Below are 20,459 nucleotides of genomic sequence, written 5' to 3' on the forward strand. Positions count from 1 at the left end.
GGCATGGGCAGCATCGACGACGGCAGTACCCGCCGGAACACCGGTACCGAGGAGAACGGCGACGCGGCCCGTGAGCGCGCCGTCGAGGCAGCGCTCGGCAAGCTGGACCTGACCGCCAAGGTCGCCCTGCTGGCCGGCGCCGACATGTGGTCGCTCCCGGCCAACGCGGACATCGGCCTGGGCCGCCTGGTCATGTCCGACGGACCGGTCGGCGTCCGCGGCGAGCAGTGGACCGCGGACGACCCGTCCATCGCGATCCCCTCGCCGACCGCCCTCGCGGCCACCTGGGACCTCGACCTGGCCCGCCGGATCGGCGGACTGCTGGCCCAGGAGGCCCGCCGCAAGGGCGCCCACGTGGTCCTGGCACCCACCGTCAACCTGCACCGCAGCCCGCGCGGCGGACGCCACTTCGAGGCGTACTCGGAGGATCCCCACCTCACCGGGGAGATCGGCGCGGCCCTGGTCGCGGGCGTCCAGGAGGGCGGGGTGGCCACCACGCCCAAGCACTGGGTCGCCAACGACTCCGAGACCGAGCGCTACACCGTGGACGTCCGGGCCGACCGGCGCACCCTGCGCGAGCTCTACCTGGCGCCGTTCGAGGCGATCGTCCGCAAGGCCCGCCCCTGGGGCCTGATGGCGGCCTACAACCAGGTCGACGGCCACAGCATGAGCGAGCACGACGCACTCAACAACGGTGTGCTGCGCGAGGAGTGGGGCTTCGACGGGTTCCTGGTCTCGGACTGGACCGGCGCGCGGGACACCGTCCGGTCCGCGCTGGGCGGCCTGGACGTGGCGATGCCGGGCCCGGTCACCGTGTACGGGGAGCGCCTGGTCGCCGCGGTCCGCGACGGCCGGGTGCCGGAGCAGGCGGTGGACGAGCTGGCCCGCCGGGTGCTGCGGCTGGCCGCCCGGGTGGGGCTGCTCGCCGGTGCCCCCGCCGCCGTCCCGGTGCCCCCGGCGCCGGTCGACGGCGAGGCGCTGGCCCGCGAGATCGCCGCCCGTTCGTTCACCCTGCTCCGCAATGACGGCATCCTGCCGCTGCGGCCCGGCCTCGGCTCGGTCGCGCTGGTCGGCGCGGCCGCGGCGGAGGCCCGGATCGGTGGCGGCGGCAGTGCGCAGGTCTTCCCGACCCGGGTGGTCAGCCCGCTGGACGGGCTGCGCGCGGCGCTGCCGGCCGCTACCGCGCTGAGCTACACGCTGGGCGCCGAGCCGCGCACCCACGTCCCCCCGTTCGCGGGCGGGCTGAGTGCGGAACTGCTGGGCGCCGACGGCGCGTTGCTGACCACGGCGACGCTGCCCGACGGCACCGTCCGCTGGCTGGGACAGCTGCCGGACGGCGTCGGCTTCGACGTGCTGCGCGCGGTGAAGGCCGTGGGCACCCTCACGCCGCGCTCGACCGGTCGGCACCGGCTGGCGATCCGTGGTGCCGGACGCTTCGTCCTGACCGCCGACGGGGCCCAACTGTTCGACGGTGTGCTGGAGTTCGAGGGCAACGACCCGGCCGGGGCCTTCCTCAACCCGCCCGAGCTGGTCGTCGAGCTGGAGCTGGAGGCCGGTCGCCCGGTCGAGGTGACGCTCCGGCACACCCTGCCCGAGGCCTCGGCGTTCGCCGGGTTCGGTCTGGTCTCCTTCGCGCTCGGCCACGCGGAGCCGGTCGGCACCGCGGACGAGCTGATCGACGAGGCGGTGGTGGCGGCCGCCGCGGCGGATGTCGCCGTGGTCGTGGTGGCGACCACCGAGGAGGTGGAGAGCGAGGGCGTGGACCGCGACAGCCTGGCTCTGCCGGGCCGTCAGGACGAGCTGGTGGCCCGGATCGCGGCGGTCAACCCGCGCACCGTGGTGGTGGTCAACGCCGGTGCGCCGGTGCTGATGCCGTGGCGCGACCGGGTCGCCGCGGTGCTGCTGACCTGGTTCCCGGGGCAGGAGGCCGGCGCGGCACTGGCCGACGTGCTGCTGGGCGCGTGCGAGCCCGGTGGGCGGCTGCCCACCACCTGGCCCGCCGAGGAGGAGGACTGCCCGGTCTGGGAGGTGGCCCCGACCGAGGGCCGGCTCGACTACACGGAGGGCCTGTTCGTCGGCTACCCGGCCTGGCAGCGTCGCGCGGCGGCGCAGCCGGCCTACTGGTTCGGTCACGGGCTCGGCTACACCGAGTGGGCCTACGAAGGCCTGGACGTGCACCTGACCGCCCCCGGTGCCGCACCCGCACTCGCCGCACCCGCCGCGGCCTCCGCTGCCGTCCCCGCGCCCGTGGCCGCCGCCGGCGAGGACCCGTACGCGGCGCTGGCCCGGGCCGTGGTCCGGGTCCGCAACACCGGGGCGCGGGCCGGTCGCGAGGTGGTCCAGGTCTACCTGGCCCCGGACGGCGTCGACCCGTCGCGTCCGGACCGCCGGCTCGCGGGCTTCGCCGTGCTGGAGGCCGAGCCGGGCCAGGTCGCCGAGGTCCGGATCGACCTGCCGCTGCGCGCCTTCCAGACCTGGGGCGACGCGGGCTGGGAGCTGCGCCCCGGCGGCTACGGCGTGGAGGCCGGCCGCAGCGCCGCCGACCGCAGGCTGTCCGGCGTCCTGGACGTGCCTGCCCTGGACGTGCCTGCCCTGGACGTGCCTGCCCAGGGCTGACGGCGCGGACGCCGTCCCCGGGGGCGGCGGGCTGTCCGTGCCCCTGCCGGTGCCGGCGCCCGCGTCGGGTGGTCCGGACGGGGCCGGTGGCCGTGGTGCCGTCTCACGTGCGCTGTCTCAAGGGGCGGAATGTCGCTGGGATGAGCTGTGGTACGCGGCGGGGCTGGGTTAGGGTTGCAGAATCATGCGCACCGGGCTGCTTCTTCTTAGCTGCCGCGGCGAGGGCCTGTAGTCCGCACCTGGCGGTGCCTACCTGGCCGACTCCCTCGTCGCGGGGGTTCGTGCTGTGTGTGCTCTCTGTGCCTCAGTCGTCGGCCGTCGGTCCTCCTTCCAGCGAAGCCATCGACAGCCCACCTCGATCAGGGAGCATGCGCCCCATGTCTGACACGCCCTTCAACGAGCGTTCCACGCCTGTCACCGCCGCCAGTGTCCGCCAGCGCCCGTCCGGGATGCCGTTCCAGCGGTACGTACCCTTCGGCACCGTGGACCTGCCGGACCGCACCTGGCCGAGCAAGGTGATCACCAAGGCCCCGCGCTGGCTGTCCACCGACCTGCGGGACGGCAACCAGGCACTGATCGACCCGATGTCCCCGGCCCGCAAGCGCGCGATGTTCGACCTGCTGGTGCGGATGGGATACAAGGAGATCGAGGTCGGCTTCCCCTCCTCCGGGGCCACCGACTTCGACTTCGTGCGCTCCATCATCGAGGAGGGCGCGATCCCCGAGGACGTCACCATCAGCGTGCTGACCCAGGCCCGCGAGGACCTGATCGCCCGGACCGTCGAGTCGCTGGTGGGCGCCCCGCGCGCGACGGTGCACCTGTACAACGCCACCTCGCCGCTGTTCCGCCGGGTGGTGTTCCGGGGATCCGAGGAGGACATCAAGAACATCGCCGTGGACGGCACCCGTCTGGTGATGGAGTACGCCGAGAAGATGCTGGCCGAGGAGACCGTCTTCGGCTACCAGTACTCGCCGGAGATCTTCATCGACACCGAGCTGGACTTCGCCCTGGAGGTCTGCGAGGCGGTGATGGACGTCTGGCAGCCCGCCGAGGGCCGCGAGATCATCCTGAACCTGCCCACCACAGTCGAGCGCTGCACCCCGAACGTCTACGCCGACATGATCGAGTGGATGTCGCGGAACCTGTCCCGGCGCGAGTTCGTCGCGCTGTCCACGCACCCGCACAACGACCGGGGCACCGGCGTCGCCTCCGCCGAGCTGGCCGTGATGGCCGGCGCCGACCGGGTCGAGGGCTGTCTGTTCGGCCAGGGCGAGCGCACCGGCAACCTGGACCTGGTCAACGTCGGCATGAACCTGTTCTCGCAGGGTGTCGACCCGATGATCGACTTCTCGAACATCGACGAGATCCGCCGCACCTACGAGTACTGCAACCAGATGGTCGTCCCCGAACGCCACCCCTACGCCGGCGACCTGGTCTACACGTCCTTCTCCGGCTCGCACCAGGACGCGATCAAGAAGGGCTTCGACGCGCTGGAGGCCGACGCCGCCGCGGCCGGCCACCCGGTCGGCGAGCACACCTGGGGCGTGCCGTACCTGCCGATCGACCCCAAGGACGTGGGCCGCTCCTACGAGGCCGTGATCCGGGTCAACAGCCAGTCCGGCAAGGGCGGCATCGCCTACGTGCTGAAGAACGACCACAAGCTGGACCTGCCGCGCCGGATGCAGATCGAGTTCTCCCGGATCATCCAGGCCAAGACCGACACCGACGGCGGCGAGGTCACCCCGGCGCAGATCTGGGCGGCCTTCGAGGACGAGTACCTGCCCACCCCGGACAGCCCCTGGGGCCGGATCCAGCTGGGCGGCTACAGCACCGCCAGCACCCCGGACGGCAAGGACTCGATCACCGTCGAGGCCGTGGTGGACGGCGCCCCCGTCGAGCTGTCCGGCATCGGCGACGGCCCGCTGGACGCCTTCTTCGGTGCGCTGGCGTCCATCGGCGTGGACGCCCGCCTGCTGGACTACGTCGAGCACACCATGAGCCAGGGCTCGGGCGCCCAGGCCGCCTCGTACTGGGAGTGCGCGGTGGACGACAAGGTGCTGTGGGGCGTCGGCATCGACACCAGCATCGTACGGGCCTCGATCAAGGCCGTCGTCAGCGCCGTCAACCGGGCGCAGCGCGGCTGACACCCGCAGTTCCGGAACCGGCCCCGTGCTGTTCGGCGCGGGGCCGGTGTGTTTCCCGCCACAAAAATCTGATCCGGTGGCCGACTCGGGTACTGACAGGGCGTCATCCCGCATGGCAGCATCGGTGCCACCGACAGTGGAGTCGGAGCAGCAGGCAGGGGAGTGCGCCGTGGCACAGCTGGTGTGTGTCCGAGCCCGGTGGCGTACCGAGGCGCTCGGGGAGTTCTTCTGTCTGGGTTGCGGGGGTGACCGCAACTACCGCCGCCAGGGCGGACGCCGATGGCTGCGACTGCTGGGCCTGCCGGTGCTGCCGGTCGGCGACGCGGGCACCACGCTGCAGTGCACCGCCTGCCGCGCCCGGTACGGTCTGGACGCCCTGGAGCGGCCCACCTCCGGCAACCTGCTGGCGATGCTGCGCACCGCCCAGTACACGATCGCGCTGGCGCTGCTGGCCTCCGGCGGCACCGCGCGCACGGCCCGGGACGCGGCGGTGGGCGTGGTCCACGAGGCCGGCTACCCGGAGCTGGACGAGCCGCAGCTGCTGGCCGCACTGGCCGCGCTGACCGAGGGCGAGGACGAACTCGGCGAGCTGTACGGCTGCGGCAGCGGCCTCGCGGTGGAACTGCACACCGCGCTGGAGCCGCTGGCCCCGCACCTCGCCGGCGCGGGCGCGGAGCGGCTGCTGCGGCAGGGGGCGTGGATCGCCCTGGCGGACGGTCCGTACCGTCCGGCCGAGCGGGAGACGCTGCGCGCGGCGGGGGCGTGCCTGGGGCTCAGCCCGGACCGCATCGACGCGACGCTCACCGCCGCGACGCATACTCCGCACTCGTAGCCTGGGCGCGGGGGCTGAGGGCAGCGGGTATGTGCGGGTTCGAGGGGGGTTGTTCGCGCAGTTCCCCGCGCCCCTGGGGTTGTCGCTGTTTGCGCGCATGCTCATGCACGACAATGGGGGCATGAGTCTGTTTCGGGACGACGGGGTGGTGCTTCGCACGCAGAAGCTGGGCGAGGCGGACCGGATCATCACCCTGCTGACCCGGCAGCACGGCCGGGTCCGCGCGGTGGCGCGCGGAGTGCGGCGGACCAAGTCCAAGTTCGGGGCCAGGCTGGAACCGTTCTCCCATGTCGACGTGCAGTTCTTCTCCCGGGGGGAGGAGCTCGTCGGCAGGCACCTGGCGCTCTGCACCCAGGTGGAGACGATCACCCCCTACGGCGGCCGGATAGTCGACGACTACGGCCGCTACACCGCCGCGACGGCCATGCTGGAGACCGCCGAGCGCTTCACCGAGAACGAGGGCGAGCCGGCGGTGCAGCAGTACCTGCTGCTCATCGGTGCGCTGCGGACCCTCGCCGCGGCCGAGCACGACGCGCCGCTGGTGCTGGACGCGTTCCTGCTGCGGTCGCTGTCGGTCAACGGTTACGCGCCGTCCTTCGACGACTGCGCCAAGTGCGGACTGCCGGGACCGAACCGGTTCTTCTCGGTGCAGACCGGCGGAGCCCTGTGCGCGGACTGCCGGGTGCCGGGGAGTGTCGTACCCTCCCCTGAGACACTGGAGCTCCTGGGCGCGCTGCTGTCCGGGGACTGGGAGACGGCGGACGCCTGCGACGGCCGTCACTGCCGCGAGGGCAGCGGGCTGGTCGCGGCCTACGTCCAGTGGCATCTGGAGCGGGGACTGCGGTCGCTCCGTTTTGTTGATCGTCGCAGCGTTGATCATTGATCGTCGCGGCGTCACAGCGTTGGCTTTCACAGTGTGGAGAAGAAGAAGCTCATGGCAACTGCACGGCGGGGACTCTTCGGCACCCGGCAGCGGGAGTACCTCCCGCCCACTCCGCACCCCAGCGGCGCGCGTCCGCCCCGGATCCAGAGCGAGCTGATCCCCGAGCACGTCGCGATCGTGATGGACGGCAACGGCCGCTGGGCCAAGGAGCGCGGGCTGCCGCGCACCGAGGGCCACAAGGTCGGCGAGTCGGTCGTGCTCGACGTGCTGAAGGGCTGCATCGAGCTGGGGGTCAAGAACCTCTCGCTCTACGCCTTCTCCACCGAGAACTGGAAGCGCTCGCCGGAGGAGGTGCGCTTCCTGATGAACTTCAACCGGGACGTCATCCACCGTCGCCGGGACGAGATGAACGCGATGGGGATCCGGGTCCGCTGGGCCGGGCGGATGCCGAAGCTGTGGAAGAGCGTGGTGCAGGAACTGCAGGTCGCGGAGGAGATGACCCGCGACAACGACATGATGACGCTCTACATGTGCGTCAACTACGGCGGCCGTGCCGAGATCGCGGACGCGGCGGCGGCACTGGCGGCTGACGTCGCGGCCGGGAAGCTGGACCCGAAGAAGGTCAACGAGAAGACCCTCGCCAAGTACATGTACCACCGCGACATGCCGGACGTGGACCTGTTCATCCGCCCCAGCGGCGAGCAGCGCACCTCCAACTTCCTGCTGTGGCAGTCGGCGTACGCGGAGATGGTGTTCCAGGACGTGCTGTGGCCGGACTTCGACCGCCGCGACCTGTGGCGCGCCTGCGAGGAGTTCGCCTCCCGGGACCGCCGCTACGGCGGCGCGCTGCCCAACGAGGTCGTCCTCCCGCAGCAGGGCTGAGCGCCCCGGCGCCGCGACCGTGCGGCGCCGGGCACCGTTCCGCCGGGGCCCGGGGGCGGTCAGCCCTGCTGCGCCGCGCAGTCCGCGCAGGTGCCGAAGATCTCCAGGGTGTGGGCCACGTCCACGAATCCGTGGTCCCTGGCCATGCCCTCGGCCCACCGCTCCACCGCCGGGCCCTCCACCTCCACCGTGCGTCCGCAGCTGCGGCAGACCAGGTGGTGGTGGTGCCCGCTGCTGCAGCGGCGGTAGACGGCCTCGCCGTCGTCGGTGCGCAGCACGTCGATCTCACCGGCGTCGGCCAGCGCCTGCAGCGTGCGGTACACGGTGGTCAGGCCCACCGAGTCGCCGCGGTGCTTCAGCAGGTCGTGCAGTTCCTGGGCGCTTCGGAAGTCGTCGATCTCGCCGAGCAGGGAGGTGACCGCGGTGCGCTGCCGGGTCGACCGTGCCGGGGACGACTGGTTCGCAGACGACGTCACTTGGGTCTCCTGTACCTCTCGTGCGGGGGCTGCCGCCGCCATTGTGCCAGTCGGTGCCCGCCTCGTGGCCATCGTGCGCGGCAGAATCGGTCGCAGCCGAAACAACTGCGGCAGAAAACCAGAAGAAAACCATTGTCAATCTAAATGGAAACGATTGTCAACTTGCTGGCCGAGGCCGCCCTCCGCGCCCGATCCCGGGAAACGGTGTGAAGGCCCTCCCGTGCGGCCCGGTAACCTGAGGTATTCGGTCGCGTCGCCGGCTCCCCCTTCGCGGGGCGCCCGCACGCGCCCCGCGTGCACTGAAACCCATCACTGACCGCATTCGTCGTACTGAAGAGAGCACTGTGGCCGCCGACAAGATCGACACCATCGTCAGCCTGAGCAAGCGCCGTGGCTTCGTCTACCCCTGCAGCGAGATCTACGGCGGCCAGAAGGCCGCTTGGGACTACGGACCGCTGGGTGTCGAGCTGAAGGAGAACATCAAGCGGCAGTGGTGGCGCAACATGGTCACCAGCCGCGAGGACGTCGTCGGCCTCGACTCGTCCGTCATCCTGGCCCGCGAGGTCTGGGAGGCCAGCGGCCATGTCGCCACCTTCAGCGACCCGCTGACCGAGTGCACCTCCTGCCACAAGCGCTACCGCGCGGACCACCTGGAGGAGGCGTACGAGGCCAAGCACGGCCACGTCCCGGCCAACGGCCTCGCCGACGTCAACTGCCCCAACTGCGGCAACAAGGGCGGCTTCACCGAGCCCAAGCCGATGTCGGGCATGCTGCAGACGCACCTCGGCGCGTTCAACGCCGACGACCCGGCCGGCCTGGCGTACCTGCGCCCGGAGACCGCGCAGGGCATCTTCGTGAACTTCGCCGCGGTCCAGCAGACCTCGCGCAAGAAGCCGCCGTTCGGCATCGCCCAGACCGGCAAGAGCTTCCGCAACGAGATCACCCCCGGCAACTTCATTTTCCGCACCCGCGAGTTCGAGCAGATGGAGATGGAGTTCTTCGTCAAGCCGGGCGAGGACGAGGAGTGGTTCGAGTACTGGACCCAGCAGCGCTGGGACTGGTACACCGGCCTCGGCCTCCGCGAGGAGAACATGCGGTTCTACGAGCACGCCAAGGAGAAGCTCTCGCACTACTCCAAGCGCACCGTGGACATCGAGTACCGGTTCCAGTTCGGCGGCAACGAGTTCGGCGAGCTGGAGGGCATCGCCAACCGCACCGACTACGACCTGGCGCAGCACTCGGAGCACTCCGGCCAGGACCTCAAGTACTTCGACCAGGAGTCCGGCGAGCGCTGGTTCCCCTACGTCATCGAGCCCGCGGCCGGCGTCAACCGCGCCATGCTGGCGTTCATGCTGGACGCCTACCGCGAGGACGAGGCCCCCAACGCCAAGGGCGTGATGGAGAAGCGCGTCGTCATGCGCCTCGACCCCCGGCTCGCGCCGGTCAAGGTCGCGGTCCTGCCGCTGTCGCGCAACGCCGCGCTGTCCCCGAAGGCCCGCGGCCTGGCGGCGGACCTGCGCAAGCACTGGAACGTCGAGTTCGACGACGCCGGCGCGATCGGTCGCCGTTACCGTCGCCAGGACGAGATCGGCACGCCGTTCTGCATCACCGTCGACTTCGACACCCTCGACGACAACGCGGTGACCGTGCGTGAGCGCGACACCATGGAGCAGCAGCGGATCTCGCTCGACCAGGTCGAGGCCTTCCTGGCCGGCAAGCTGCTCGGCTGCTGACACCGCACCACCGACGCCCAGGGGCGCGGGGGCCGGCGCGACCTGCTCCGCCACGCGATTCGCGTGGCGGAGCAGGTCGCCGGTTCCCGCGCCCCTGGCGCATCACAGAGGTTGTCGCCCCCTTCGCCCGGTGCTCGCCCTCGTCGCTGGTTCGCGCCGCTGCCCGTGGCCGCGGGCCCGGTCAGACGGAGGCGCGGAGGGCGAGCCGGGTGCAGAGGACGGAGATGGGCAGCTCCAGGAACGCGGCCATGGCGAGGGCGACAGCCAGGTCGGTGCCGGGGGCGGCGGTGGTGATGTCGAACCAGGCGTCGGTCAGCAGCAGCGCTGCGGTGGCGACGGCGGTCAGGCCGTGGCGCGGGTCAGCGCGGCGCAGCAGCAAGCCGGTGGAGATCAGCCCGGCCGCCTCCAGCGCGTCGAGGCCGACCCAGTTCCACTCGCCGGCCGCACCCAGCGTCGCCAGCCAGGGCAGCAGGGCCAGGCCCAGGCCGACCAGCGCCCAGGCGAGCCGGTCCGCGCGCCCGGCGGCCGGGAGCTTCCAGGCGAGCGGCAGCCGTGGGGAGGTGGTGCGGTGCAGGCCACCGCGCGCGGCGGTGGTGGTCGGCAGGGCAAGGCTCATCGGGACCACCCCGCGCGGATCCGCTCGCTCCGGACGCTGCCGTCGGCGGCGCTCGCGGTGACCCGGTCGAAGCAGCCCTCCACGGTCGCGATCCAGAACTCGCCGGCCGCGACCACGGTCTCGGCGCGGCCCGCGAGCCGGTGCCGCTGGCTGAAGGTCACCGCCGGCGGTTCCCCGCCCGGTGGCAGGTGCCCCCAGGCGAGCACCGAGGCCCGGCCGTTGTGCTGCGCGCGCCGCGCCCCGCGCAGCACGTCCCCCGCCAGCGGCTGGGCGACCAGCACGTCCAGCAGCACGCCCAGGTTGTAGACCTCCAGCGCGGTGCGCCCCCGGGTGCCCTGGGCGAACCGGACCGACCACGGCGAGTCGAGCAACGGCAGCCCGTCGGTGCCGTAGTCGAGGTCCAGTGTGGTCGGTCGGTTGCCCGGGTTGTTCATGGTCATCAGGTTCCCCCTCGAAGCTGTGCGCTCCCTGCGAGCACAGTGATCAGACTCTCGGAATCCGGGCCCCGCGTCGGTAGTGCCGGACTCCCAATCAGAGGTGGTGCCAGGTACACCCTTAGGGGGAACCGGGGTTCATGGTGGGGTGCCGATCACGGGCCGTAGGCTCTGCCCATGGACACCTCCGGACCTGCCACGACGACGCTGCCGCCGCCGTCCCGACCGCCGGGTCCGCCGTCCTCGGGACCGCGGCGGCCGTCCGGCTGGTCGACCGGGTGGCGGATGCTCTGGCTGGTGCTCACCGGACCGTTCCGTCGGCAGACCTGGCGGGAGACCGCGTTCCTCGCCGCGGGGGTGCCGCTGGCGCTGGCGCCGGCGTTGGCCTGGCTGGTGCCCGACAAGGGCGAGGTCGTCCTGGTCTGGGACGTGATCCTGGTGCTGATGGTGTTCTGCCGCCGGATGCTGACGGATGTCCAGCGGGACCGGTTCCGCTCGATGCTGGGGCTGGAGATCCCGGCGGCGCCGACCGCGGAGGGCGGTCGCCGGCTCCGCCGTGGTGCGCTGTCCCGGCTCCGCTCCGAGTCGACCTGGCGGCAGCTCCTCTACCACGTGCTGGTTGTGCCGCTGTTGGCCCTCGGTGCGGTCGGGGTGCTGATGGGGTGGACCGCGGCGGTGCTGTGCTCCACCGTCTTCGCCTGGGCCTGGGCGGCACCCGAGGACAGCACCGCGTACCTGGGCCAGGGCGATGTCGACGTGGTGACCACCGTGGCCGGCGTGCTGCTGCTGCTGGCGCTGCCGTGGCTGGTACGGCTGCTGGTCCACCTGGACACCAGGGCCGCCGCCGCGCTGCTCGGGCCGAACCGGGCCAGGGAGCTGCAGCGCAGGGTCGAGTCGCTGGCGGAGAGCCGCAGCGAGGTCGTCGACGCCGCCGACGCCGAACGGCGCCGGATCGAACGCGATCTGCACGACGGCGCCCAGCAGCGGCTGGTGTCGTTGGCGATGAACCTGGGCCTGGCCAAGCGGATGCTCCGCGGGCTGCCCCCGGAGGAGCAGGCGGCCCGGGCCATGACGGTCATCGACGAGGCCCACCTGGAGGCCCAGGCGGCCATCGCCGAACTGCGGGACCTGGTACGGGGGCTGCACCCGGTGGTGCTGGAGGACCGTGGCCTGGACGCGGCGCTGTCGGGCATCGTCGCCCGCGCCCCGCTGCCGGTGCGGCTCAGTGTGGACCTGCCGCGCCGGGCCGCGCCGCCGGTGGAGGCGGTCGCGTACTTCGTGGTCTCGGAGGCGCTCGCCAACATCGCCAAGCATGCCCGCGCCTCGCGTGCCGAGGTCACGGTACGTCAGACTCGGGGCGGCGACGGCTCCGGCGACGCTTCCGGCGGCGGCCCCGAGGACGTCTCCGGCGCCGGCGACCGGATGGTGATCGTGATCACCGACGACGGGGTCGGCGGCGCCGACCCGGCCAAGGGCACCGGGCTGTCCGGGCTGCGCCAGCGCGCCGCCTCCGTGGACGGCACCCTGACCATCACCAGCCCCCTCGGGGGCCCCACCATCCTGACTGTGGAGTTGCCGTGCGTGCTGTGATCGCTGAGGACTCGGTCCTGCTGCGGGTCGGACTGGTCAAGGTGCTGGAGGCGGTGGGCTACCAGGTGGTGGCCGCCGTCGGCGAGGCCGAGGCGCTGCTGGCCGCCGTGGCCGAGCACCGTCCCGACGTGGTGGTCACCGACGTCCGGATGCCGCCCGGCTTCACCGACGAGGGGGTGCGCGCCGCGCTGCTGATCCGTCGGCAGTGGCCCGAGGTGGCGGTGCTGCTGCTGTCCCAGTACGTGGAGGAGCGCTACGCCGCCGACCTGCTGGCGGGCAACACCCGGGGGGTCGGCTACCTGCTCAAGGAGCGGGTCGCCAACGTCGACGACTTCCTCGACGCCCTGGAGCGGGTCGCGGCCGGGGGCACCGCCCTGGATCCGGAGGTGGTCTCACAGCTGCTGCTGCGGCGGCAGAGCGTCCCGCTGGACTCGCTCACCCCGCGCGAGCGGGAGGTGCTGTCGCTGATGGCCGAGGGCAGGTCGAACGCGGCGATAGCGCAGGCGCTGGTGGTCGGCGAGAGCGCGGTGGCGAAGCACATCAACAGCATCTTCACCAAGCTCCAGCTGTCGCCCACCGAGGGCGAGCACCGCCGGGTGATGGCCGTCCTGCAGTTCCTGGACAACGCGTGAACATCCTGGTCCGGCGTCGGCTGTGGTGGGTGCTCGCTCTGGTGACGGCGGTGACGGTGGCGCTGACCACCGGCGGGAGCATGGTCGGCCGGCTGGTCAGCCAGGCGACCACCGCCAGCGGCAGCTACACCGACGGGGTGACGATGCTCGACCTCGACGTCACTGCCGGGAGCGTTGAGATCAACCCGGGCCCGCCCGGCGTGGTGAAGGTGTCCCAGGAGATCAACTGGACCTCCACCAAGCCGACCGTGGACGTCAGGGAGGACCAGGTCACCCACACCCTGCGGATCCACGCCAGCTGCGACAGCTTCGGGCCGTTCTCGGCCTGGGGCTGCGGGGTGGGACTGCGGATCACCGCCCCGCCACAGACCGTGGTCCGCACGGTCACCCGCTCCGGCTCGGTCTTCGTCGACGGCCTCACCGGGCCGCTGGACCTCACCACCACCTCGGGCTCGATCACCGTGCAGGACGTCACCGGAAACCTTCAGGCGACCACCTCGTCCGGCGCGATCTCCGGCCAGGGGATCCGGTCGGCGTCCGCCGTGGCCGAGACCGGCTCGGGTTCGATGGACCTGACCTTCGCCGTCGCGCCGAAGCACCTGGAGGCCGGCACCGGCTCCGGCTCCATCGACCTGATCGTGCCCAGGAACAGCCACTACCGCGTGAACCAGAACACCGGCTCGGGCCACACCGACGTCGCCCAGGGCCTCGACGACTCCGCCTCCCCGAACCTGCTCTCCCTCTCCGTCGGCTCCGGCGTGGCCGACGTCGAGTACGGCTGACCGCGCCCCATACCGGGTGCCCGGGGGATGTGCGGCGGCTCATCTACTCCGCGCGGCAGCTCGCCGCGCAAACGGTCGACGGCGAGGCTCGCCGCGTCGTCGACCGCGCTGCGGCCCGAGCGCCGCGCTCAGGTCGAGGGCTGGTCCGCGAGGCGGGAGCGGGCTTCCATCAGCGCGAAGCCGAGCAGGTTGAGGCCGCGCCACTGGGAGGGGTCGGTGGCGCGCTCGTTGGCGGCGCCGAGGCCGATGCCCCAGATCCGGTCGCGCGGGCTGGCCTCGACCAGGACCCGGTCGCGGGTGCCCAGCAGGTACTCCCGCAGGGCCTCGTCCTGTCCGAACTTCGCCACGTTCCCGGCCACGACCAGCTCGTACCGTGCCGCCGTCCAGTGCACGTCGTCGAAGCCGCGCACCAGCCGCCCCAGGTTCTTCGCCTCGGCCGGGGTACGGGCGGCGAGGATCGCCGGTATCGACGCCTCGTCGTCGAACATCCGGGCCTTGCCCGCCATCATCCAGTGCTCCGCGGTGGCGTAGCCGACCCCGTCCACCGTGAAGGCCGACGGCCACCACTGGCTCAGGCAGCCCGCCCCGATCGAACCGTCCCGCTGCGGCCGGTGGCCCCAGAACATCAGCCACTTCGGCCGCGCCCCGGCGGCCGTCAGTCCCGCCAGCTCCTCCCGGCTGCGGGCCTGCGCCGGGTGCTGCTGCCCTGTTGTCGTCATACCCGCGATCCTCGCACCCGCCACCGACAACAGGCGACGGGGTTTCCCCGGCGGCAGGCGCCCGGCGGTCGAGTTGCACCGTGCACGTGCCGCAGCTCCCACTTGCCGGTTTCCAATCCGCGGACATGTTCCGTCAGGTGGGATACGGCGGTCAGAGACCCAGGACGGATGGCTGTTTCTCTGCTTCGCGCCGCTTCGCCAGGCGTGCGCGCACAGGGCTTCTGCTTCTCCTTGCCCGCCGCTACGGTGCGGAGCAGCCCGGTGACACATCCGGGATCGAGTGAAGGGTGACCACCATGAAGCTCAGGTTCCTCGGCACCAACTCCGAAGACGGCAAGTGCCCCACGCTGTACGAGACCGAGACCGGGCAGATCGTCGTGCAGGGTTACGAACTCACCGACGCCGAGGCGTTGGAGCAGCTCCGCGACGTGCTGCCCGGGGAGAAGTTCGTCATCGTCCCGCGCGATCTGTTGATCAACTTCGCCCCCAGGGAGTAGACCGCGTGCCCGAGTTCATCAGCGACGAGACGTTCGACCGCCTGCTGTCCGGCGGCTTCCAGCACACCGCATGGCGGCTGGAGAGCCGTCGGTCCTACGCATCCGACCAGGCTGGTCCCGGCTACCAGCGGTGGGAGCGCGGTGAGGACCCGGAGACCGATCCTGACCGGCCCTGGTGCCGCAACATTCGGGCCCAGGTCGCGGCAGGAAAGCGGGTCGGGCGTGTCCGGGTCGCCGACGACCCTCTCACGCTCGGCCAGGCGTATCTGTTGCGGGTGGGCTGGGCGAACGTTGCGGCTGGGGAGGACATTCGGCACCTGCCGAGGTCCGACGCGGATCGATTGGAGCTGCCTCAACGGGACTTCTGGCTCTTCGACTCCCGCACGCTGTTGGAACTGCATTTCGACACGCAGGACGGGTACCTCGGTGCCGAGCTGGTCGAGGACCCGGCCAGGGTGCTCACGGGCTGTCAGATCCGCGACGCTGCCTGGCACCACGCGATCAGGTACCAGGAGTTCAAGTTGCGGGTACCTTCCCCCGTGTGACCACCGATTTCCAGCGAGCCCGTGAAGCCCTCGGGGCGCGGTCCTCATCGTGCCACTGACCGATCCCCACCCCACCAAGCCCGTGCTGACGCGGGGAAGGGTGCCCGAGCGTTCAAGCCCACAATGCCGGACCTGGCGTCAGCCTGACCAGTGCGCACGAGTCGCGGTGGATCATCCGTCCTCCTCGTCGCGCAGTTCCTCCAGCGTCTCGGAGAGCGGCTTCTGCCCTGGGTGCGGTGGGAGCGGCTCCCAATCGGCGAGACCGACGGCCTGCTCGACGTTGCGCGGGTCCAGCGTTCCGTCCCGGACCAGGTCCTCCAGGAGAGGCACTCTCGCGGTCATGAACCCACGATAGGCCCGAGCGTGCGTCGATTCCACGGAGCGTGCGTCAGGTTCACGCGATCGAGTAGTAAACGTGCCCGCGCCGCGTGGGGGTCGGCTGAGGCTGCGTCGGGTCGCGGGCTAGTCGGCGTGCCAGACGTGGGGGCCGCCGCCGATCCAGTGCACGTTGCCGGGGGTCTCCAGATCGAGGTCGGCCAGGCCGGCGCGGCGGCAGAACTCGGCGACGTCGCGGAGCGAGTGCGCCTTGCCGACCTGTGCGCCGAGGATGTCGACGCGGCGGAACGGCGGGGTGGCGTCGACGACGGGGTGGACGACGACATGGGCGAGGTGCGCGGAATCGGGGAGGTCGTGGGCGCTCATGGACTCAGGGTCCCCTCTGTGGCACGGGTCGGCATCCGGAGGCCTCGACCAGGCCACCGGGACCCCGGGGGCTGCCGCCCGACCGCGAGGACACGGCGCCCGACGGCCCGGGAGACGGCACCCGACCCGTGGGGAATGCGGCAGGCCTCCCCCGGGCGGAGCCGGGGGAGGCCTGTGGCTACTGCTGGCTACTGCCGGCCGCGGTCAGCCGATGCGGCGGGGGAGACGGGTGGAGAGGGCGATGACCACCAGGGTGAGCACCACCTGCGTGCCGAGCACCCAGGTCAGCGCGGCGTGCATGCCGATGGACGGGGACAGGGTGAGGAACAGCGTGCCCAGGGTGGCCACGCCCAGCGCGAGGCTGGACTGCTGGGTGGTGGCGAGGATGCCGCCGCCCACGCCCGCGCGCTCGGCCGGGATCTCCGACAGCACCAGGCGGATCAGCGGGGGCATCACCAGGCCCTGGCCGGTGCCGGCGATGGCCATGCCGGGCAGCAGCACCAGCGGGCTCAGGCCGGACCAGTCGGTCAGCACGGTCACCGCGAGCACGGTCAGGCCGATTCCCTGGACCACCGCGCCGACCCGGATCACCAGGCTGCCGTAGCGGGCCAGCAGCCGCGGTCCGGCCAGCGAGGTGGCGAAGAAGCCCACCGCCATCGGGACCATGGCCAGGCCGGAGGCGATCGGGCCCTCGCGCAGGCCCTGCTGCAGGGCCACCGCCATCACCAGCATGAAGCCGCCGAAGCCGGTGAAGAAGGGGACGGCCATGGTCAGCCCGGTGCGCAGACCGTCGATACGGAGCAGCGACAGCGGGATCAGCGGGATGCCGCCGGCCCGCTCGGCGCGGCGCTCCACGGTCACGAAGGCGGTGCCGAGGAAGGGGACGGAGGCCAGCAGCGCCCAGGTCCACCAGGGCCAGCCCACCGCGCGCCCCTCCATCAGCGGGACCAGCAGCGCGAGCAGCGTGGCGGCCAGCAGCGCCGTGCCGGGCAGGTCCACCCGGGCCGGGTTGGCGGAGCGGGTCTCCGGGACCGAGCGCAGCGCGAGCACCGCGGCGACCACCGCGACCGGCACGTTCACCAGGAAGATGAAGCGCCAGCCGGTCCCGAACAGGTTCGCGGAGAGCAGTACCCCGCCCAGCACCTGGCCGATGACCACCGAGATGCCGCCGACGGCGCCGTAGATGCCCATGGCCCGGGCCTTGCGCTCGCCGTGGGTGGCGGACTGGATGGTGGCCAGCGCCTGCGGCAGCATCAGCGCCGCCGCCGCGCCCTGCAGTACCCGGGCGGCGACCAGCGCCAGCGCGGTCGGGGCCAGGCCGCAGGCCAGCGAGGTGAGGCCGAAGGCGAGCGATCCGGCGATGAACAGCCGGCGGCGCCCGAAGAGGTCGCCGAGCCGTCCGCCGAGGACCAGCAGCACGGCGTAGGCGATGCCGTAGCCGGCGACGAACAGCTCAAGCGTCGCGGGCCCGGCGACCAGGTCGCGGTCGATGGTGGGCAGCGCGACGTTGACGATGAAGAAGTCCAGCATCGGCAGGAACGCGCCGAGCAGGACGGTGACCAGGCCCAGGGTGCTGAGCCGGGGAGCGGTGGACGGCGTGGAGGGCCTGGCACCGGAGGGGCTGGTGCCGGGGTCGAGTCGGGTCACTCGGGGCAGGACGTTCGCCCGGGTCGCGGGGGCGGTCAGTGGAGTAGCCATGACCCAAAGATCCGCCCATCCTCAGCCTGGTACCAGAGTGTGGTTATCCAGGTATAAGAACTACCTGGCACAGGAACTCCCCATGGAGCATCCTGGTAGACATGGCCACTCCAGCAGCCTCCCTCGAACTTGTCCACTCCTCCTCCGGCAAGCCGGAGGAGGTCCGCCGCCGGGAACTGGCGGCCTTCCTGCGCAGCCGGCGCGAGCGGATCTCGCCGGAGCAGGTCGGCCTGCCCGCGGTCGGCCGCCGCCGTACTCCGGGGCTGCGCCGCGAGGAGGTGGCCCAGCTCGCCGCGGTCGGGGTCACCTGGTACACGTGGCTGGAGCAGGCCCGCGCCATCCAGGTCTCGCCGCAGGTGCTGGACGCCATCGCACGGGGCCTGCTGCTGGACTTCAACGAACGCCAGCATCTCTTCGCACTGGCGGACGCGGCCGACCCGATGCCGAGGCCGACCTGCCCCACGGTCACCCCGGCGGTGCTGACGATCATGGAGCAGCTGGAGCCGCTGCCTGCGGTCGCGATGAACAACCGCTACGACATCCTCGCCTACAACCGCACCTACGGACGGTTGTTCGGCGACCTGGACGCGATCGCGCCCGAGGACCGCAACGCCATGCTGCTGGCGTTCACCCACCCCGGCTGGAAGCGCACCCTGGTGGACTACGAGGCGGCCACCGCGATGATGGTGGCCAAGTTCCGCTCGGCGATGGCCGACCACGTCGCCGAGCCGGCCTGGAAGTCGCTGGTCAAGCGGCTGCTGCTGGCCTCGCCCGAGTTCGACGCACAGTGGCGGCGGCATGAGGTGGGCACCTCGGAACACGGCGAGAAGCGCTTCCTCAACCCAGAGGTCGGGCTGCTGCACTTCGAGTTCACCTCGATGTGGCTCGGCCCGCGCCAGGGCACCCGCATGGTCACCTACACCCCGGCCGACGACGAGACCCGCGAGCGGGTGGAGAAGCTGCACGCCATCGCGGTCGAGCAGGGCTGCGCCGCCGACGGCCCGCAGTAGCCGCGCCATCCGCCGACGGCGGGAGGCGAACACCAGGCGGCAGACGGCGAGGGCACCGGACGGCGAGGACGGCGGACGGCGAGGACGGCGGACGGCGAGGAGTGGTCGGCGCGGGTGGGACACTGGAGGATCGCGCCCGAGGACCGCACCGGACCGCCACGGCGCACCGCGACGCACCGGCCGCACCACCACGGGCCGGGCCCTACTGGAACAGATCGGGAAGCAGCAGCACCATGACGACCGCACTCGAAGCCCCCGCCGCCGCGCCGCTGCGCCTCGGCCCGTCGATCGAGGTGTGGCCGCCGGTGGTGCTCGCGCCGATGGCCGGGATCACCAACGCCCCCTTCCGCACCCTCTGCCGCGAGCAGAGCGCCGGCAAGGGCCTGTTCGTCTCCGAGATGATCACCACCCGGGCCCTGGTCGAGCGGGACCAGAAGACCATGCGGCTGATCCGCTTCGACGCGTCGGAGCAGCCCCGTTCGATCCAGCTGTACGGGGTGGACCCGGTGACCGTCGGACGCGCGGCCCGGATGATCGCGGACGAGGACCTGGCCGACCACATCGACCTCAACTTCGGCTGCCCGGTCCCCAAGGTGACCCGCAAGGGCGGCGGCTCCGCGCTGCCGTACAAGCGGAACCTGCTGCGGCAGATCCTGCGCGAGGCGGTGGCCGGCGCCGGCCGGCTGCCGGTGACCATGAAGATGCGCAAGGGCATCGACGACGACCACATGACCTACCTGGACGCCGGCCGGATCGGCGCCGACGAGGGCGTGGCCGCCATCGCGCTGCACGGCCGCACCGCGATCCAGCACTACAGCGGGACGGCGGACTGGAGTGCCATCGCCCGGCTGCGCGAGGCGGTGCCCGCGCACATCCCGGTGCTGGGCAACGGCGACATCTGGTCGGCCGACGACGCGGTGCGGATGGTCCGCGAGACCGGCTGCGACGGCGTGGTGGTCGGCCGCGGCTGCCTGGGGCGGCCGTGGCTGTTCAAGGAGCTCGTGTCGGTGTTCGAGGGTGAGACCCAGTACGCGCGGCCCGACTTCGGCTATGTGGCCGGGGTGATGCTGCGGCACGCCCAGCTGCTGGGGGAGTGGATCGGCGACGAGAAGCACGGCGTCGTGGACTTCCGGAAGCACGTGGCCTGGTACACCAAGGGCTTCTCGGTGGGCTCCGAGCTGCGGCGGGCGCTGGCGCTGTCCTCCTCGCTGGACGAGCTGGAGACCCACCTGGCGGCGGTCGACCAGGAGCAGCGCTGGCCGGAGAGCGCGGACGGCCCGCGCGGCCGCACCTCGGGGGCGAACCGGGTGGTGCTGCCCGAGGGCTGGCTGGACGACCCCTACGACTGTGCCGTGCCCAGCGCCGATGCTGAACTGGACACATCAGGCGGCTGAAGCCGAGGTTTCTACGTCCGAGAGCTGACCGAGTGCCTCACCTGGGGACGTGACTCTGGCCACACCGGTGCTCACTTTGCGTCAGTTGGACGTGAAACGGCGCGCGCACGCGGGGGTGGATCAGCTCTCGAACGGGTGGGCGTCACGGGGTGGCTGATTCCTACACATGATCAAGCCAAGGTTGCCCGGCTGAAACTGATCATGAACGCAGAGTGGCGGTTATGTGATCGTACGGTTTCCCTTCCTTCAACCTTTGAAGGCAAGCTAGCGTCAG

At 71.8% G+C, this 20,459-nt stretch carries 21 protein-coding genes; 13 read left to right on the forward strand and 8 right to left on the reverse strand.

Annotated features, from left to right (window positions below; all coding sequences use genetic code 11):
• The first annotated feature begins 3 nt into the window (after positions 1-3).
• The 5 genes from ABH925_RS13875 (at position 4) to ABH925_RS13895 (ending at position 7,357) form a co-directional block, all read left to right on the forward strand.
• The gene (locus ABH925_RS13875; protein WP_370147940.1) at positions 4-2,616 is read left to right on the forward strand and encodes a beta-glucosidase; all 2,613 of its coding nucleotides are present in this window, start codon (positions 4-6) and stop codon (positions 2,614-2,616) included.
• 368 nt (positions 2,617-2,984) lie between these two features.
• On the forward strand, positions 2,985-4,760 hold the full coding sequence (gene leuA / locus ABH925_RS13880; RefSeq protein WP_370147800.1) for a 2-isopropylmalate synthase: 1,776 nt from the start codon (positions 2,985-2,987) through the stop codon (positions 4,758-4,760).
• 169 nt (positions 4,761-4,929) lie between these two features.
• Positions 4,930-5,592, forward strand: coding sequence for a TerB family tellurite resistance protein (locus tag ABH925_RS13885; RefSeq protein ID WP_370147801.1), 663 nt, complete (start codon positions 4,930-4,932; stop codon positions 5,590-5,592).
• A gap of 121 nt (positions 5,593-5,713) precedes the next feature.
• Positions 5,714-6,475, forward strand: coding sequence for a DNA repair protein RecO (recO, locus tag ABH925_RS13890; RefSeq protein WP_370147802.1), 762 nt, complete (start codon positions 5,714-5,716; stop codon positions 6,473-6,475).
• Positions 6,476-6,526: 51 nt separating this feature from the next.
• The gene (locus tag ABH925_RS13895) at positions 6,527-7,357 is read left to right on the forward strand and encodes an isoprenyl transferase (RefSeq protein WP_370147803.1); all 831 of its coding nucleotides are present in this window, start codon (positions 6,527-6,529) and stop codon (positions 7,355-7,357) included.
• A gap of 59 nt (positions 7,358-7,416) precedes the next feature.
• On the opposite strand, the gene ABH925_RS13900 is transcribed toward ABH925_RS13895, so the two are convergent.
• Positions 7,417-7,833 (reverse strand): Fur family transcriptional regulator, encoded by a 417-nt coding sequence (locus tag ABH925_RS13900; protein ID WP_370147804.1) that lies wholly within the window; start codon positions 7,831-7,833, stop codon positions 7,417-7,419.
• A gap of 344 nt (positions 7,834-8,177) precedes the next feature.
• Here ABH925_RS13900 and ABH925_RS13905 point away from each other — a divergent pair, with 344 nt between their 5' ends.
• Positions 8,178-9,566, forward strand: coding sequence for a glycine--tRNA ligase (locus ABH925_RS13905; protein WP_370147805.1), 1,389 nt, complete (start codon positions 8,178-8,180; stop codon positions 9,564-9,566).
• A 181-nt stretch (positions 9,567-9,747) separates the two neighbouring features.
• On the opposite strand, the gene ABH925_RS13910 is transcribed toward ABH925_RS13905, so the two are convergent.
• The 3 genes from ABH925_RS13910 to ABH925_RS13920 form a co-directional block, all read right to left on the reverse strand.
• A complete protein-coding gene (locus tag ABH925_RS13910) occupies positions 9,748-10,182 on the reverse strand; it encodes a hypothetical protein (protein WP_370147806.1) in 435 nt (144 codons plus the stop codon).
• Entirely contained in the window at positions 10,179-10,622 is a 444-nt protein-coding gene (locus ABH925_RS13915) for a hypothetical protein (protein WP_370147807.1), read from the reverse strand. Before ABH925_RS13915 ends, ABH925_RS13910 begins: the two co-directional genes overlap by 4 nt.
• A 149-nt stretch (positions 10,623-10,771) precedes the next feature.
• Positions 10,772-10,921 (reverse strand): hypothetical protein, encoded by a 150-nt coding sequence (locus ABH925_RS13920; protein WP_370147808.1) that lies wholly within the window; start codon positions 10,919-10,921, stop codon positions 10,772-10,774.
• Here ABH925_RS13920 and ABH925_RS13925 point away from each other — a divergent pair.
• The 3 genes from ABH925_RS13925 to ABH925_RS13935 are packed head-to-tail and all read left to right on the forward strand — an operon-like array spanning position 10,914 to position 13,620.
• On the forward strand, positions 10,914-12,206 hold the full coding sequence (locus ABH925_RS13925; protein ID WP_370147809.1) for a sensor domain-containing protein: 1,293 nt from the start codon (positions 10,914-10,916) through the stop codon (positions 12,204-12,206). The two genes, ABH925_RS13920 and ABH925_RS13925, sit on opposite strands and share 8 nt — an antisense overlap.
• Entirely contained in the window at positions 12,194-12,838 is a 645-nt protein-coding gene (locus ABH925_RS13930) for a response regulator (protein WP_370147811.1), read from the forward strand. The genes ABH925_RS13925 and ABH925_RS13930 overlap by 13 nt, the downstream gene beginning before the upstream one ends.
• Positions 12,835-13,620 (forward strand): DUF4097 family beta strand repeat-containing protein, encoded by a 786-nt coding sequence (locus ABH925_RS13935; protein ID WP_370147812.1) that lies wholly within the window; start codon positions 12,835-12,837, stop codon positions 13,618-13,620. Before ABH925_RS13930 ends, ABH925_RS13935 begins: the two co-directional genes overlap by 4 nt.
• A 128-nt stretch (positions 13,621-13,748) precedes the next feature.
• On the opposite strand, the gene ABH925_RS13940 is transcribed toward ABH925_RS13935, so the two are convergent.
• Complete coding sequence (locus tag ABH925_RS13940) at positions 13,749-14,339, reverse strand: NADAR family protein (RefSeq protein ID WP_370147813.1); 591 nt, start codon at positions 14,337-14,339, stop codon at positions 13,749-13,751.
• Between the two features lie 296 nt (positions 14,340-14,635).
• Between ABH925_RS13940 and ABH925_RS13945 the strand changes: the two genes are divergently transcribed.
• Together ABH925_RS13945 and ABH925_RS13950 are read left to right on the forward strand one after the other, a co-directional pair.
• Positions 14,636-14,836: a hypothetical protein gene (locus ABH925_RS13945; protein WP_370147814.1), complete on the forward strand. Its 201-nt coding sequence runs from the start codon at positions 14,636-14,638 to the stop codon at positions 14,834-14,836.
• Between the two features lie 5 nt (positions 14,837-14,841).
• Complete coding sequence (locus ABH925_RS13950; RefSeq protein ID WP_370147815.1) at positions 14,842-15,381, forward strand: DUF6879 family protein; 540 nt, start codon at positions 14,842-14,844, stop codon at positions 15,379-15,381.
• A gap of 171 nt (positions 15,382-15,552) precedes the next feature.
• Here the strand turns inward: ABH925_RS13950 and ABH925_RS13955 are convergent, their stop codons facing one another.
• The 3 genes from ABH925_RS13955 to ABH925_RS13965 all read right to left on the reverse strand — a co-directional run bounded on the left by ABH925_RS13955 (position 15,553) and on the right by ABH925_RS13965 (position 17,781).
• Positions 15,553-15,723 carry a hypothetical protein gene (locus ABH925_RS13955; protein ID WP_370147816.1) on the reverse strand — a complete coding sequence of 57 codons (171 nt, stop codon included), beginning with the start codon at positions 15,721-15,723 and terminating at the stop codon, positions 15,553-15,555.
• A gap of 120 nt (positions 15,724-15,843) precedes the next feature.
• Positions 15,844-16,083 (reverse strand): hypothetical protein, encoded by a 240-nt coding sequence (locus ABH925_RS13960; protein ID WP_370147817.1) that lies wholly within the window; start codon positions 16,081-16,083, stop codon positions 15,844-15,846.
• Positions 16,084-16,287: 204 nt separating this feature from the next.
• On the reverse strand, positions 16,288-17,781 hold the full coding sequence (locus ABH925_RS13965; RefSeq protein WP_370147818.1) for an MFS transporter: 1,494 nt from the start codon (positions 17,779-17,781) through the stop codon (positions 16,288-16,290).
• A 101-nt stretch (positions 17,782-17,882) separates the two neighbouring features.
• Between ABH925_RS13965 and ABH925_RS13970 the strand changes: the two genes are divergently transcribed.
• Positions 17,883-18,791 carry a helix-turn-helix transcriptional regulator gene (locus ABH925_RS13970; RefSeq protein ID WP_370147819.1) on the forward strand — a complete coding sequence of 303 codons (909 nt, stop codon included), beginning with the start codon at positions 17,883-17,885 and terminating at the stop codon, positions 18,789-18,791.
• A gap of 233 nt (positions 18,792-19,024) precedes the next feature.
• On the forward strand, positions 19,025-20,185 hold the full coding sequence (gene dusB / locus ABH925_RS13975; protein WP_370147820.1) for a tRNA dihydrouridine synthase DusB: 1,161 nt from the start codon (positions 19,025-19,027) through the stop codon (positions 20,183-20,185).
• Positions 20,186-20,459: the final 274 nt, after the last annotated feature.

The organism is Streptacidiphilus sp. EB129 (genome assembly GCF_041262645.1).
Lineage (GTDB): Bacteria > Actinomycetota > Actinomycetes > Streptomycetales > Streptomycetaceae > Streptacidiphilus.